Genomic DNA, 13,549 nt, shown 5'->3' on the forward strand with positions numbered 1-13,549 from the left:
AAACCCTTGCGAGCGACTGTCAAATATTGCCAAGCTGTTGAAGGAGAACCACAAATCCCGTATTTCGGACCTGTCTAATTGACGTGTACTGACGTACGACTTAGAAAGCCACCAATCGAACGAGAAGTCTCTACATACCACGCGAATTGGCTGTTTTAATTTCGCTCGCGATCGTGATCGCGGGCTTCGTCGGCGGGCTCGTGCTGTCGGCGGTCAAGCGCTCGCTCGGCACGAAGGACTGGGGCTCGATGATCGCCGGCCACGGCGGGATGCTCGATCGCGTCGATTCGATCTGCTTCGCCGCGCCGGTGTTCTTTCACTTGGTGCGCTATCTGTACGTTTGATCCAGTTGCGCGATACGCGGGCGGTGCAATGCCGCCCGTTCCTGCGAGCGAAGGATCAGTACCCGTCGCGCAGCGCCTTCGGCACGACGTAGCGGCCGCGCGCGGCGTCGAACTTCACCGTGTAGCGCGCATGGATGGCCTTGTCGCCGCGCGTGCCCGTTTCCGTGACCGTCAGCGGATAGACGTCGCCGACGCCGGTCGTGTCCGGCGCGATCTCGAAGCGGCGCTCCTCGCAACGCGCGCGAGCGTGCGCGCATTCCGTCGACTCCGCATTGTCGAGCGCCTCGTCGATGCGCGCCGCCGCATGCACCAGCGCATTGCCGTACGGCAGCCAGATCGAACGAAAGCTTTGCGTGTAGCCTTGCCGCATGTCGCTTTCGCCGACGACGAACCCGAACAGGTGCGGCCCGAGCCGCTCGATGCGCACCGTGCCCGGTTCGCCGCGCTGACCCGATGCGATCTCGGTTTTCTTCGCGACCGGCTCGAGCGTCCTGCCGTCCGGCGAAGGCTTCAGCACGTACAGGTCGATCGCTCCCGGCGTCGCGTCCGAATCCATGCCCGGCATCCCATTCTGCACGGCCGCCTCGGTCTCGCCGCACATCGCAAGCAGCGTGCGCGGGCCGTCCGCGGTCGCCACGCGCAGCACGCCGCACGGCGAATGGATGAAATCGCCCTCTTCCGCCTGCCAGCCCTTGCGGTCCGCGCGCCAGTTGCCGTACGTGTCGTGGATGAAGGTTTTCAGTTGACGGTCGGGCTGCGGCGGCTCGGCGGCATGAACGGGCGACAGCGCAGCGAGCACGGCGAGTACCGTGAGCGCACCAAATGCAGCGCGCGAAGCCGCGAGCGGCTTCAGACGTCGGTTCCGGTTCTGGACAGTCATGACGAGGTTCGATCGGATTGGGAAAAATGTGCGGCGGATCGTTGCAGACTCGCCCGCTCAAGGTCACTGGCGCCGCCGCGGCGGCCTGATGCGAAACCACGACGCCCGGTCTCGCCATTCGCGCCGGCCGGCGTTACGATCTCCCACTCCAGGCTCCGTTCGACACGCGCGGAAATCGACCCGCGAGGCCGTAGCGTACACGCACGGCGCGACGAGCTACCGCCACCGACATCACCCATGAAACTGAAGCTCGACATCGTGCAGCTCGCCGGCCGCGACGGCGACACGCCCACCAACCTGCGGCGCACGCTCGAAGCGATCGCGACCTGCGCACCCGGCACCGACCTCGTGATGTTCCCGGAAGCGCAGCTCACCGGCTTCCTCGATCCGTCGAATCTCGCCGAACTCGCCGAACTCGCCGAGCCGCTCGACGGCCCGAGCGTCGGTGCGGTGATCGCGGCCGCCCGCGCGCGCGACGTCGCGGTCGTGGTCGGGCTGATCGAGAACGATGGCGGCCGCTTCTACAACACGACCGTGTTCGTCACGCCGAACGGCATCGCGCTGCGCTACCGCAAGACGCACCTGTGGGTCAGCGAGCACGGCGTCGTGCTGCCCGGCGACCGCTACGCGACGGTCGAATGGCGCGGCGTGCGGATCGGCCTGCTGATCTGCTACGACAGCGAATTCCCGGAAACCGGCCGCGCGCTCGCCGCGCTCGGCGCGCAACTGATCCTCGTGACCGACGGCAACATGGAGCCGTACCGCAACGTCCACCGCACGTCGGTGACGGCGCGCGCGATGGAGAACCAGGTGTTCGCGGCAGTCGCCAATCGCGTCGGCGGCGGCAGCCACGGCGTCGTGTTCGCCGGCGGCAGCCTCGCGGTCGACCCGTTCGGCAACCTGATCTTCGAAGCCGGCAACACCGAATCGCGGCACGCGATCGAACTCGATTTCGATCAGCTCGCCGCGTCGCGGGCGGTGTACGACTATCGTCGGGATCAGCGCCTGCAGATCGCCGGCGAGCGCATCGCGCACGCGGACGGCCGTCGCGAACTGCTGATTCCGTAAGCACCCTGCCGCGTCCCGGCCGCGACGCCGTCGTCACGCCGGGTCGGGCACCTCGATCGCCAGCAGCGCCGAACTGACCGACTTGCCGTGCGCGTCGAGCGCGAGCGAGCGCGTCACGCCGCCGCCGAGCGCATCGCGCAGCACGAAGTTGAACGCGCCGAGCGCCGGCAATTCGTAGCGCACGACGTCGCCGTGCACGATGCCCGCGAGCCATCCCTTCACCGTTTCCGCATCCAGATGCATGCGCAGATGGTCGTAATGACGCGGATCGCGGCAGATGACCGACACGTTCAGCGTATTGCCCTTGTCGCCAGTGCGCGCATGCGCGAGTTCACGCAGTTGCATCAGGCCTCCACGAATGAAAACGACGGCGTCACGGCCGCGCGCGGCAGCAGCACCGACTGCACGGCGATCACCTCGCGCGTCGACTTGAACGCGCCGCCACCGCCGGCCGGCCCGTTCGTATAGAGCGTCTCGACTTCGTTGCCGATCCGCGCGGCTTCGGCGGCATTCGCCGCGCGACCGGCCACCCGCACGCGCACCTCGGCCGGCTCACCGCCGCGCGCGACCGGCGGCGCGTCACCATACAGCGAGTCGACGCCGATCAGGTCGAAGCGCAGCTCGCTTGCCGCGACGCCGGTCAGCGCGAGCCGCTCTCGCACGATGTCGAGCGCCAGACGCGCACGGGCGAGCGCGCCCGGGCCGCCGTACGAGATCTGGCCTTCGCCGATCCAGCCGTCGACGTAAGCCACCGACACCTTCAGCGTATCGGGCCGCGCGGCGCCGCGGCCGCCCGTCACGCGCACGCGATCGGCCGCCTCCTCCGCGACCGCCACGCGCGTGAAATCGGCCACGACGTCGGGTTGCAGATACCGTGCCGGGTCGTGAATCTCGTAGAGCAGCTGTTCCTTGCAGGTCGCCGCGCTCACGCGGCCGCCCGCATGCGGCACTTTCGTGATCACGACCGCGCCGTCGGCCGCGACCTCGCCGATCGGGAACCCGAGCCGTGCCAGGTTCGGCACGTCCTTGTAACCGGGATCGGCGAAATAGCCGCCCGTCACCTGCCCCGCGCATTCGAGCAGATGGCCGACGACGGTCGCCTGCCCGAGCCGGTCCCAGTCGTCCATCCGCCAGCCGAACGCATGAATCAGCGGCGCGGCGAACAGCGACGGATCGGCGACGCGCCCGGTCAGCACGACGTCCGCGCCGGCCGCGAGCGCGTCGACGATCGGCGCGGCGCCGAGATACGCGTTCGCGGACACGATGCGGTCGCGATACGCGGCGACGTCGTCGCCCGATTCCTCGAAACGGAACGCGCCGCGCAGCACGACGTCGAGCACGTCGTCGCCTTCGACCGCCGCGACTTTCAGCTCCGCGATGCCGAGCGACTGCGCGATCTGCGCGGTACGTCTTGCAGCCGCGCGTGGGTTCGCCGCGCCCATGTTCGACACGATGCGCACGCGCTTCGCCGCCGCGACCGGCAGCACCGCGTGCATCCGCGCATCGAGCAGCGGGTCGTAGCCGAGCGCCGGATCCTTGCGGCGCGCCTGCTGCGCGATCGCGATCGTGCGCTCGGCCAGGCATTCGAAGACGAGATAGTCGAGCTGCCCGTGTTCGGCCAGTTCGACCGCGGGCTCGATCCGGTCGCCCGAGTAGCCGGCGCCCGCGCCGATGCGCACGCGCCGTTCGTGTGATGGCTTTGCTGTCATGTCCGTACCGTCATCCGGCGAGCGCATCGCCGACAAAGATCAAAAAACGCCGAGCACGACGCACGCGATCGTCATCACGATCGACGCGCCGAACAGCAGCGGAAACGTGAATTTCTGATGCTCGGCCAGCTCGATCCCGCACAGGCCGACGACGAGGAATGTCGCGGGCGTGAGCGGGCTGACCGGAAAGCCCGTCGTCATCTGGCCGAGCAGCGCCGCCTGTCCGACCTGCACGGCCGGCACGCCGAGCTGGCCGGCCACTTCGGCGATCACGGGCAGCACGCCGAAGTAGAACGAATCGGGATCGAACAGCATGCTGAGCGGCATCGACGCGAGGCCAAGCACAACCGGGATGTGGCCGGCCATCGACGGCGGCACGAAGCCGACCGCCGCCTGCGCCATCGCCTTCAGCATCCCGCTGCCCTGCATGATCCCGGTAAACACGCCGGCCGCGAGCAGGATGCCGGCCATCATCAGCGCGGCGCGCGCATGCGCGTCGATGCGCTTGCGCTGCATGTCGACGTCCGGGTAGTTCACCATCAGCGCGATGCACAGCCCGACCATGAACATGATCGCGGGCGGAATCTTCTCGCCCATCACGACCATCGTGCCGAGCACGACGAGCGTCAGCACCAGGTTGAACCAGAACAGGTGCGGCCGACGCAGCGCCTGCTCGTCGGCCGTCAGTTCGCGTTTCGGCAGCGGGATCGACGCGTCGTTGCCCGACAGGCCGAGCCGCTTCTCCTCGCGCCGCCCGAGCCAGTACGCGACGCCGAACACGAACACGAGCCCGATCGCCTGCACCGGAATCAGCGGATTGAACAGCGCCGACACCGGCAGGTGCAGCGACGCCGATGCGCGAATCATCGGGCCCGTCCACGGCAGGAAGTTGATGCCGGCGGCCATCGACACGGCGGCGGCCAGCACGCGCCGGTCCATCTTCAGCCGGTCGTACAGCGGCAGCACCGCGGGAATCGTCACGAGAAAGCAGACGGCGCCCGAGCCGTCGAGGTGGATCAGCAGCGCGAGCAGCGTCGTGCCCATCACGATGCGCGTGGGGCGCGTGCCGACCGCGCGCAGGATCCGGTCGATGATCGGATCGAGCGTGCCGGCGTCGGTGATCGTCCCGAAGTACAGGATCGCGAACACGAACATCCCGACGACGGGCGCGAGCCCCTTCAGCCCGTCGATGACGAACTTGCTGGTGTGCAGCCCGAAACCGCCGAGCAGCGACGCCGCGATCGGCACGATGATCAACGCGACGAGCGGCGACATGCGTTTGGACAGAATCGCGGCCAGCAGCACGACGATCGTGCCAAGCCCGAGTAACGGCAGCATCCGTGTCTCCTACCTTGTCTTTTGTTGGAGACGAGCGTAAGGTCGGCGCAGTGATAGCACAATTGAAATGATTTGATCGCAGCAATCACGGACCGTTATGGATCTGAATCTTCGCGACATTCGCGCATTCGTCACCGTCGCGCACGCCGGCAACTTCACGCGTGCGGCCGCGCGGCTGCACCTGTCGCAACCGGCGCTGACCGTGCAGATCCGCCGGCTCGAGGAAATCGTCGGCGCGCGGCTGTTCGACCGCAACAGCCGCAGCGTCGCGCTCACGCAGACCGGGCGCGAACTGCTGCCGCTGCTGCAGCGCTCGCTCGACGACATGGAACGCGTGCTGCGCGATGCGCGGGCGCTCGGCGAAGGCGCGAGCGGCACGGTGCGGCTCGCGTGCCTGCCGACCTTCGCGTCCAGCATGCTGCCGGAGCTGATCCAGTCGTTCCGGCGCGACGTGCCGCGCGCGGGCTTCGAGATCCGCGACGGCGTCGCGAGCCTCGTCACCGCGCTCGTGCGCAACGAGGACGCCGATCTCGGGCTGACCGGCGGCGACACGTTCGATGCGTCGCTGGAGGTGCTGTATGCGGGCGCCGACCGGCTGGTCGCCGTGTGCCCGCAGGATCATCCGCTCGCGCGCAAGCGCCGCGTCACCACCGCCGACGTCGCCGGCGTGCCGCTCGTGCTGACCGCGCAGGGCACGAGCGTGCGCAGCGTCGTCGATGCCGCGCTGGACGCGGCCGGCTGCACGCCCGACATCGCGTGCGAGCCGACCTACATGATGACGGCCGTCGCGATGGTGCGCGGCGGCCTCGGCGTGACGATCCTGCCCGCGACCGCGCGCGAGGTGCGCGCCGAACCCGATCTCGTCGCGAAGCCGATCGACGATCCCGCGTTCGTGCGGCCGATCGCGCTCGTCGCAAAGCGCGGGCGCACGCTGCCGCGCGTCGCGCAGGCGTTCGCCGACCTCATGCTGGCGGCATTGAAAAAGCGCGCATGACGCGCGCCTGGTTCGGGAAAGTGCGCGCGGCGCCTACTGCGCGTCCGGATCGACGTGCAGCGATTCGCCGATCGCATAGAAATTGCCGCCCGCGATGTAGTGCAGGCTGCGCAGCGCCGGGTCGGCCGATTCGAAATACCAGTGGCCGTCGCGGAACACGCGCGTGTCGGACCACGCAGCCACCACCTCGCCGATGAACAGGTCGTAGGTCTGCTGGTTGTGCGGCTCCGGAATCAGCTTGCACGCGAGCCAGCCCGAGCAGCCGGCGACGAACGGCAGGTCGTGGCCGTCGACGTCGAACAGCGTGACGCCCGCTTCACGCAGCTTGTCGGGTCGTTCCGCGAGACTGTGGCTGCCGACCGCATGCGTGAGCTGCAATTGCGCGGCCGTCGGCACCTGGATCACGAACGTGCCGCTGCGCTCGACGAGTTCGCGCGTCTTCGCGGATTTGTCGAGCACGACGGTCAGCTTCGGTGGCAGGAAATCCAGCGCGCACGCCCACGCGGCGGCCATCACGTTGTCGACGCCGTCGTGGCGGGCCGACACGAGCACGGTCGGGCCGTGATTGAGAAGACGGTAGGCCTTGTTCAGCGCCACCGGCGCGATGTGTCTGTCCATACGGGTTCCTTGGAGAGCGGCGCGCACGGACGGATGCCGTGCGGCGCGGCGCCGGCCGTCGCACCTGCGCGCGGCCGGGCTGAAGGCCGCATTCTCGCACCCAACGTCAATCGGCGCTGGCGCCGCGGCCGGTCACTTCGCGAACAGCTGGCCGATGTCGCGGAACGCCTTGAATTCGAGCGCATTCCCGCATGGATCGAACAGGAACATCGTCGCCTGTTCGCCGACCTGCCCCTGGAACCGCACGTACGGCTCGATCACGAAGGTCACGCCGAACCCGCGCAGCCGCTCGGCCAGCGCCTCCCAGCTCGCCCAGTCGAGCACGATCCCGAAATGCGGCACCGGCACGTCGTGGCCGTCGACCGCATTCGTATGCGCGCCTTCCTGCGACGCCGTTTTCGGATGCTCGTGGATCACGAGCTGATGCCCGTAAAAGTCGAAGTCGACCCACTGCGCACTCGAGCGCCCCTCTGCCAGCCCGAACACACGGCCGTAGAAGTCGCGCGCGGCCGGCAGGTCGTAGACGGGAATCGCCAGGTGAAACGGGGAAAGACTCATGATGGCCTCGTGAAGGAATGCTCGCGTGGCGCGAGGACGGCACCATGGTAGACAAGGCCGAGCAAAAATTAAATCAATATATAGTTTTGCGATTCACAAACGGAATTGATCAATGATCCGCGAACTGAAAACCCTCGTCGCCGTCGCCCGCGAAGGCACCTTTGCCGCGGCCGGCAACCGTATCGGGCTCACGCAGGCGGCCGTCAGCGCGCAGATGCAGCGCCTCGAAGCCGAGCTCGGCTTCGCGCTGTTCGACCGGCAGGGCCGATCGGCGCGGCTCAACGAGCGGGGCCATCACGTGCTCGACCAGGCGCAGGCGCTGATCGGCCTGTACGAGAACCTGAGCTCGACCGCGCCCGGCTCGCCGGCCGCCGTGCGCGTGACGATCGGCGCGATCGCATCGGTGCAGAGCGCGCTGCTGCCGGCCGCGCTGGCCGATTTCCATCGCCGGCACCCCGCGTGCCGCACGCGCGTGATACCCGGGCTGTCGATCGAGCTGGTCAACCGGGTCGATGCGGGCGAGCTCGACATGGCCGCGATCATCCGGCCGCCGTTTGCGCTGCAGAGCGACCTGCACTGGACGACGCTCGCACAGGAACCGTTCCGGCTGATCGTGCCGCGCGGCGTGAAGGGCAAAGACTGGGCCGCGCTGCTCGCGAACGCGCCGTTCGTGCGTTACGACCGTGCGTCGTTCGGCGGCCGCCAGGTCGACCGCTTTCTGCGCAAGATGCATATCGCGGTGCGCGACACCTGCGAACTCGACGAGCTCGACGCGATCGTCAAGCTGGTCGAGAACGGCGTCGGCGTCGCGATCGTGCCGCAGACCGCCGTGTATCGTCGCTGGCCGGCCGGCGTGCGCGCGATCGACCTCGGACATCACACGTTCCATCGCGACATCGGGCTCGTGCATCGTGCACGGCGCACGATGTCGGAACCCGCGCAAGCGCTCGCGCAACTGATCGAGGCGGCGTCGCGGCGGCGCGCGCCGCCGCAGCCCGCATGATCCGACGCGTGGCGGCTCAGCGCCGCCCGGCCGCCCAGTCCACCGCCGCGTCGAACAACGCGACGCCGGCCGGCGACAGGTTCGTGAACGTGTCGTTGTCGAGGAAGAACATCACGCGGCGCGCCGGCGCGAGCGTTTCGTAGTCCATCGTCGCGCCCTTCTCGTACGCGAAGATCGCGGCCTTGTCGGGTTGACCGTACACGGTCGCGATCGTGATCGCGCCGAGCCCCGGCTTGCCCCAGCTCATCGGCGCCTGCTTGCCGTACGCGTTCGTCGCGCCGGCCGGCAGCCCGGCCGCGATCGGATGCGGCGCGTTGACGAGCCACAGGTAGCGCTCCTTGCCCGTTTCGCCGAAATCGACGTCGTGCCGCTTGCCCGTCATCGCGAGATCGTCGAGCAGGTCGTTTTCCCAGGTCACGAGCGGCTTGTCGAGCGTGCGCCAGCCGGGCCGCACGTTCTTCGACGATACCGTCGACGAGATCATCACCAGATCGGCGTCGCGCACCGCATCGGGCGTGGCCGACTCGTCGATCAGGCGCACCGCGTAACCGCGTTCGCCGAGATGCTGGCCGATGCGTTCGTCTACTTTCAGGTTCGGGCCGTGCAGTTGCACGAGCATCGCGACGCGCGTGACGGCCGGCGACGCATCGGCGGCGAACGCGGGCGCCGAGACAACGGCGCCAACAACCGCGAACAACGCGAGCGTCGAACCAGCGATCACACGCAACAGGCGGCGGCGCGCCCCGCTCTTCATCTTCAGCTTCATCTGGATTCCTCTCCGAAGCCGCGCGCCGGCGTAACGGCCGCGCGGCGATTGCATGGTCAGAACTGCAGCGTGGTCAGCAGCGACACCTGGCGCGCGTCGCCCACCGCGACGAAGTAGCGGTTCGCGCTCGACGGGTAGTACGTGCGGTTGAACAGGTTCTTCACGTTGAGCTGGAACGACAGCGTCTGCTTGCCGATCCGCGTGTCGTAGGTCGCGAACGCGTCGGCGAGCACGTACGACGGCAGCGTGAAGCTGTTCGCCGAATCGCCGGGCCGCGCGCCGACGTAACGCACGTCCGCGCCGATGCGCAGATCGTCGCCGCCCGCCACCGTGCCGAAGTCGTAGACGGCCGCGAGCGACGCGGTGTGACGCGCGACGTTCCACAGCTGGTTGCCCGCGTACAGCGGATCCTCGGTCGTCTTCGCGTCGATGTACGCGTAGCTCGCGATCACGTTCACGCGCCCGCCGATCTTGCCGGAGACGTCGAGCTCGACGCCGCGCGAGCGCGCCTTGCCCGACGTGCGCCAGTCGGTCAGCTTCGTCGCGTCGTTGTACTGCGACACGAGCACGTTCTTCTTGTCGATGTTGAACAGCGCGAGCGTACCGGTCATCCCGCCCGGCAGATCGAGCTTGCCGCCCACTTCCCATGCGGTCGCTTCCTCGGGCGGCGTCGCGCCGTCGATGATGTAGCCCGTCATCGGCGCGATCGACGACGACGGCTTCAGCGACTGCGAATAGCTGCCGTACAGCGAGAACGCATCGGTCCACTTGTAGACGACGCCCGCGCGCGGCAGCCACTTCGAGCCGCTGAGGTCGGTGTTCGCGGTGAACGGCCGGCCGCGCCCCGCGACCTGGTTGTACGTGATGTAGCGGAGGCCGCCCGACACGATCCACTTGTCGGTCAGGTGGACCGTATCCTGGAAGAACGCGGACGCGTCGTGCAGCGTGTCGGTCTGGTCGCTGTCGCTCGCGGACACCGTGCTCGACGGCGGCAGCAGCCCGTACACCGGATCGATATAGCTGAACGGCGTCTTCACGGCCTGGCGCAGCAGGTCTTTGCGATAGATGCGGCGGTATTCGGTATCGAAGCCGACCTGCACGTCGTGGCGCATCCCCGCGAGCGTCAGCTTGCCCGTCACGTAGCCGATCCCGTAGCTGTCGGTGCTGAGCGCCCCGTGCGTCGCATCGTTGCTGCGCGTCATCGTGCCCTTCACCGGATCGACGCCGGTCGTGCGCAACTGGTTCGCGTCGTAGGTCTCGCGGTTGTAGCTGTAGCCGAAATGCGCGCTCCAGTCCGCATTGAACTGGTGATCGACGCTCAGTTGCGCGAGCTGCGATTCGCCGTCCATGTTGTTGAACGGCTCGTCGATGCGCCGCCGTGCGGGAATGTCGAGCGGCGCATTGGTGCGCGGGTCGAGCGCGGTGCCGCGATCGAACGGCGAATGGAACTTGCGGTACTGGTAGGACACCGCGACCTGCGTATCGCGGCCGTACCACGCGAGCGACGGCGCGACGAAGGTCTGCCGGTACTCGCCGAAGTTGCGCCAGTACTGCTCGTTCGACTGGTCGACGATCAGCCGGTACGCAAGCCGCGAATCGCCGACCGGCCCGGTCGAATCGAAGGTCACGCTGCCGCCGTTCTTGCCGTGCCCGAACGTCGACGCGCCGAGCGAAATCGCGTTGTAGCGGGCGAGCTGCGGCTGCTTGCTGACGACGTTGACGACGCCGCCCGGGTCCATCAGCCCGTACAGCAGCGACGTCGGCCCCTTCAGCACCTCGACGCTGTCGGTCGCCGCGTTGAACGCGCGGCCCTGCACGAGCGGCATGCCGTTCTGCATCACCGAGCCATCGCGGTTGCCGCCGAAGCCGCGCTTCATGATCGTGTCCTGCGTGCCCGCGAGCGTGTTGCCCTGCGTGATGCCGCTCACGTTGCCGAGCGCGTCGTCGAGATTGCGCGGCCGCTGGTCGCGCAGCACCTGCGCGGGCACGACGTTGACGGCCTGCGCGGTGTCGAGCAGCGGAATGTCCGAGCGCAGCACGCCCGCTTCCTTCGGCGCGCGATAGCTTTCGGCGCGCAACGCGTTGGAGCGCACGTCGATCGTCGGCAGCTCGGCGGCCGGCGCGGCGCCGGCCGGCACGGGCCCGGCCGCCGAACCGTCGGCGCGCATCAGCGTGTAGCCGCCGCCCGGCTGGCGCAGCGCGACGAGGCCCGTGCCGGCCAGCAGGCGGTCGAACGCGCCGTCGACGTCGAACCGGCCGTGCACGCCGCCGCTCGTCCGGCCGGCCGTCAGCTCGGCCGGGAACGCGAGCAGGATGCCCGCGTCGCGGCCGAACCGGTTCAGCGCCGCTTCGAGCGGGCCGGCCGGAATGTCGAACGCGCGGCGCGACGCGCGCTGCGCGGCAGGCGCCGCATCGGCGTCGGTGTCGGCCAGCGCGGGCAGCGGCAGCAGCGCCGACAGCAGGACGACGCCGGCCAGCCGGCGGGCGAGACGGCCCGTGGCGGCCGGGCGCGATGCGCGCGGCAGATGACGGGCGGGCGCCGGACGGCGCCGATACGTGAGGCGGATGGAAGCCATGATCGGAGAGTCGGTGGACGATGGGCTAGTGCTGCTTTCATTACCCATGTCACGCGAACATCGAAAAACAGCTCAGGCCGGCTGAAAAATTTTTCGGGGCGCTCACGAATGGGTCGAATAGGCCGAACCAGCCGGCACGACGGTCGCCCAGTAACGCGTCAGGTAGTGGACGTCGATCGGCAGCGTCGCCATCAGCGTATCGAGCACGCGCTGCGGATCGTCGAGCGGATAGGTGCCCGACACGCGCAGGTCGGCCACGGCCGGATCGCAGCGCAGGTTGCCACGGCGATAGCGGTCGAGCTCGGCGACGAGATTGGCGAGCCGCATGCGCGACGCGACGAGCATGCCGTCCGTCCACGCGGACGCATACGGATCGAGCGGCGCCGGCGCGGCGATCGCGTCGCGCGTGAAATCCGCGCCCTCCCCGGCCGCGATCACGCGCGCGCCGGCCGGCGCATCGACCGGCTGCACCTGCACGGCGCCGGCGAACACCTCGACGCGCGTCGCACCGTCGCGCTGCCGCACCGCAAAGCGCGTGCCGAGCGGGCGCAGCTCGCCCTGCGCGGTCGCGACGACGAGCGGCCGCGCGGGCACACGGTGGTCGTGACCGCTAGTGACCATGATCGTGCCGCGCAGCAGGCGCAGGCGGCGCGCCGCGTCGTCGAAACGCACGTCGAGCGCCGTGTCGGTATCGAGCACGACGATCGTGCGATCCGCGAGCGTCACCGTGCGCCGCTCGCCGACCGCCGTGCGGAGGTCGGCCGGCCAGATCGCCGCGCGCCGTGACGGCTCGGCCATCCATGCGGCGCCGCCCGCGAACAGCAGCACGGCCAGCGCCTTCACGGCCGCGCGACGGCCCGCCCGCTTCGGCAGCAGCGCCGCCTGCGCGGCCTGTGCGTCGAGCCCGGCCGCCAGCCGGCCGAACCGGCCCTGCATCGCTTCGATGTGACGCCACGCGGCGTCGTGCGCCGGATCCTCGGCACGCCAGCGCGCGAGCGCGGCGACGAACGCGTCGTCGGTGCGGCCGGACTGCCGGTCGACCCACCATTCGACCGCGCGACGTGCAACGTGCGGCGGCACCGCCGGCGCTCCCGGGGCGGCCATCGGTCAGGCCGCCATCGCGAAGAAGCACTGCGTGCCGGCCTTCACGAGATAGCGCTTCACCGTCGCGAGCGACACGCCGAGTTCGCGCGCGATCTCGGCCTGCGTGAGCCCGTCGAGCTGCGCGAGCAGGAACGCACGCTTCGCCGCGAGCGGCACGCCGTCGAGCAGCCGGTCGATCTCGAGCAACGTTTCGACGACGACGGCCCGCTCTTCCGGCGACGGCGCTACCGCTTCGGGGCGCTGCGCGAGCACGTCGAGATACGCGCGCTCGATCTGCTCGCGCCGCCAGTGGTTGCTCAGCACCCGCTGCGCGACCGTCGTCAGGAACGCGCGCGGCTCGTCGGCGCCGATCGGCTCGTCGCGTGCGAGCAGGCGCACGAACGTGTCGTGCGCGAGGTCTGCCGCGCGGTGCGCGCAACCGAGCTTCCGGCTCAGCCAGCCGCGCAGCCACGCGTGGTGGCCGGCATAGAGGGCGTCGATTTCTCGATGGAGGGACAGCTTGTCAGCGGACATGGCCGGGTTCCGGGGTGCGCGAGCGTCAACAATTCTGTAAATGAGAATGATTATTATATACAAAAGTAAGATTGTGGC

At 68.9% G+C, this 13,549-nt stretch carries 13 protein-coding genes and 1 pseudogene; 4 read left to right on the forward strand and 10 right to left on the reverse strand.

What is annotated here, in order from left to right; all coding sequences use genetic code 11:
- Nucleotides 1-158: 158 nt before the first annotated feature.
- Nucleotides 159-344, forward strand: a pseudogene (locus tag HWX14_RS04540) (phosphatidate cytidylyltransferase); the annotation flags it as partial.
- Between the two features lie 55 nt (nt 345-399).
- Here HWX14_RS04540 and HWX14_RS04545 read toward each other — a convergent pair.
- Nucleotides 400-1,224, reverse strand: a complete 825-nt coding sequence (locus tag HWX14_RS04545; protein ID WP_175881714.1) for a topoisomerase IV — start codon at nt 1,222-1,224, stop codon at nt 400-402.
- A gap of 237 nt (nt 1,225-1,461) precedes the next feature.
- Between HWX14_RS04545 and HWX14_RS04550 the strand changes: the two genes are divergently transcribed.
- Nucleotides 1,462-2,292, forward strand: a complete 831-nt coding sequence (locus HWX14_RS04550) for a carbon-nitrogen hydrolase family protein (protein WP_175881715.1) — start codon at nt 1,462-1,464, stop codon at nt 2,290-2,292.
- 33 nt (nt 2,293-2,325) lie between these two features.
- On the opposite strand, the gene HWX14_RS04555 is transcribed toward HWX14_RS04550, so the two are convergent.
- From HWX14_RS04555 to HWX14_RS04565, 3 genes are read right to left on the reverse strand one after another with little or no spacing between them, the layout of a single operon-like run.
- Entirely contained in the window at nt 2,326-2,637 is a 312-nt protein-coding gene (locus tag HWX14_RS04555; RefSeq protein ID WP_034200710.1) for a hypothetical protein, read from the reverse strand.
- Complete coding sequence (locus HWX14_RS04560) at nt 2,637-4,001, reverse strand: acyclic terpene utilization AtuA family protein (protein WP_175881716.1); 1,365 nt, start codon at nt 3,999-4,001, stop codon at nt 2,637-2,639. Before HWX14_RS04560 ends, HWX14_RS04555 begins: the two co-directional genes overlap by 1 nt.
- A gap of 39 nt (nt 4,002-4,040) precedes the next feature.
- A complete protein-coding gene (locus HWX14_RS04565) occupies nt 4,041-5,339 on the reverse strand; it encodes a citrate:proton symporter (protein ID WP_175881717.1) in 1,299 nt (432 codons plus the stop codon).
- 97 nt (nt 5,340-5,436) lie between these two features.
- On the opposite strand from HWX14_RS04565, the gene HWX14_RS04570 reads away from it, so the two are divergent.
- Nucleotides 5,437-6,333, forward strand: a complete 897-nt coding sequence (locus HWX14_RS04570) for a LysR family transcriptional regulator (protein ID WP_175881718.1) — start codon at nt 5,437-5,439, stop codon at nt 6,331-6,333.
- A gap of 33 nt (nt 6,334-6,366) precedes the next feature.
- On the opposite strand, the gene HWX14_RS04575 is transcribed toward HWX14_RS04570, so the two are convergent.
- Together HWX14_RS04575 and HWX14_RS04580 are read right to left on the reverse strand one after the other, a co-directional pair.
- A complete protein-coding gene (locus HWX14_RS04575; protein ID WP_175881719.1) occupies nt 6,367-6,951 on the reverse strand; it encodes a flavin reductase family protein in 585 nt (194 codons plus the stop codon).
- 132 nt (nt 6,952-7,083) lie between these two features.
- The gene (locus HWX14_RS04580) at nt 7,084-7,509 is read right to left on the reverse strand and encodes a VOC family protein (RefSeq protein WP_175881720.1); all 426 of its coding nucleotides are present in this window, start codon (nt 7,507-7,509) and stop codon (nt 7,084-7,086) included.
- Nucleotides 7,510-7,621: 112 nt separating this feature from the next.
- Here HWX14_RS04580 and HWX14_RS04585 point away from each other — a divergent pair, with 112 nt between their 5' ends.
- Nucleotides 7,622-8,512, forward strand: coding sequence for a LysR family transcriptional regulator (locus HWX14_RS04585; RefSeq protein WP_175881721.1), 891 nt, complete (start codon nt 7,622-7,624; stop codon nt 8,510-8,512).
- Nucleotides 8,513-8,528: 16 nt separating this feature from the next.
- On the opposite strand, the gene HWX14_RS04590 is transcribed toward HWX14_RS04585, so the two are convergent.
- From HWX14_RS04590 to HWX14_RS04605, 4 genes are read right to left on the reverse strand one after another with little or no spacing between them, the layout of a single operon-like run.
- Entirely contained in the window at nt 8,529-9,278 is a 750-nt protein-coding gene (locus HWX14_RS04590) for a hypothetical protein (RefSeq protein WP_175881722.1), read from the reverse strand.
- A 56-nt stretch (nt 9,279-9,334) separates the two neighbouring features.
- Nucleotides 9,335-11,902, reverse strand: a complete 2,568-nt coding sequence (locus HWX14_RS04595; protein ID WP_175881723.1) for a TonB-dependent receptor — start codon at nt 11,900-11,902, stop codon at nt 9,335-9,337.
- 54 nt (nt 11,903-11,956) lie between these two features.
- On the reverse strand, nt 11,957-12,958 hold the full coding sequence (locus tag HWX14_RS04600) for a FecR domain-containing protein (RefSeq protein ID WP_175881724.1): 1,002 nt from the start codon (nt 12,956-12,958) through the stop codon (nt 11,957-11,959).
- A 3-nt stretch (nt 12,959-12,961) separates the two neighbouring features.
- A complete protein-coding gene (locus HWX14_RS04605; RefSeq protein WP_175881725.1) occupies nt 12,962-13,471 on the reverse strand; it encodes a sigma-70 family RNA polymerase sigma factor in 510 nt (169 codons plus the stop codon).
- Nucleotides 13,472-13,549 lie beyond the last annotated feature (78 nt).

Source organism: Burkholderia sp. BCC0044 (genome assembly GCF_902832955.1).
Lineage (GTDB): Bacteria > Pseudomonadota > Gammaproteobacteria > Burkholderiales > Burkholderiaceae > Burkholderia.

What these genes read in the sequence shown, in the direction of transcription:
- HWX14_RS04545 (WP_175881714.1), bottom strand. Translation starts at nt 1,224, where the DNA reads ATGACTGTCCAGAACCGGAACCGACGTCTGAAGCCGCTCGCGGCTTCG.
- HWX14_RS04550 (WP_175881715.1), top strand. Translation starts at nt 1,462, where the DNA reads ATGAAACTGAAGCTCGACATCGTGCAGCTCGCCGGCCGCGACGGCGAC.
- HWX14_RS04555 (WP_034200710.1), bottom strand. Translation starts at nt 2,637, where the DNA reads ATGCAACTGCGTGAACTCGCGCATGCGCGCACTGGCGACAAGGGCAAT.
- HWX14_RS04560 (WP_175881716.1), bottom strand. Translation starts at nt 4,001, where the DNA reads ATGACAGCAAAGCCATCACACGAACGGCGCGTGCGCATCGGCGCGGGC.
- HWX14_RS04565 (WP_175881717.1), bottom strand. Translation starts at nt 5,339, where the DNA reads ATGCTGCCGTTACTCGGGCTTGGCACGATCGTCGTGCTGCTGGCCGCG.
- HWX14_RS04570 (WP_175881718.1), top strand. Translation starts at nt 5,437, where the DNA reads ATGGATCTGAATCTTCGCGACATTCGCGCATTCGTCACCGTCGCGCAC.
- HWX14_RS04575 (WP_175881719.1), bottom strand. Translation starts at nt 6,951, where the DNA reads ATGGACAGACACATCGCGCCGGTGGCGCTGAACAAGGCCTACCGTCTT.
- HWX14_RS04580 (WP_175881720.1), bottom strand. Translation starts at nt 7,509, where the DNA reads ATGAGTCTTTCCCCGTTTCACCTGGCGATTCCCGTCTACGACCTGCCG.
- HWX14_RS04585 (WP_175881721.1), top strand. Translation starts at nt 7,622, where the DNA reads ATGATCCGCGAACTGAAAACCCTCGTCGCCGTCGCCCGCGAAGGCACC.
- HWX14_RS04590 (WP_175881722.1), bottom strand. Translation starts at nt 9,278, where the DNA reads ATGAAGCTGAAGATGAAGAGCGGGGCGCGCCGCCGCCTGTTGCGTGTG.
- HWX14_RS04595 (WP_175881723.1), bottom strand. Translation starts at nt 11,902, where the DNA reads ATGGGTAATGAAAGCAGCACTAGCCCATCGTCCACCGACTCTCCGATC.
- HWX14_RS04600 (WP_175881724.1), bottom strand. Translation starts at nt 12,958, where the DNA reads ATGGCCGCCCCGGGAGCGCCGGCGGTGCCGCCGCACGTTGCACGTCGC.
- HWX14_RS04605 (WP_175881725.1), bottom strand. Translation starts at nt 13,471, where the DNA reads ATGTCCGCTGACAAGCTGTCCCTCCATCGAGAAATCGACGCCCTCTAT.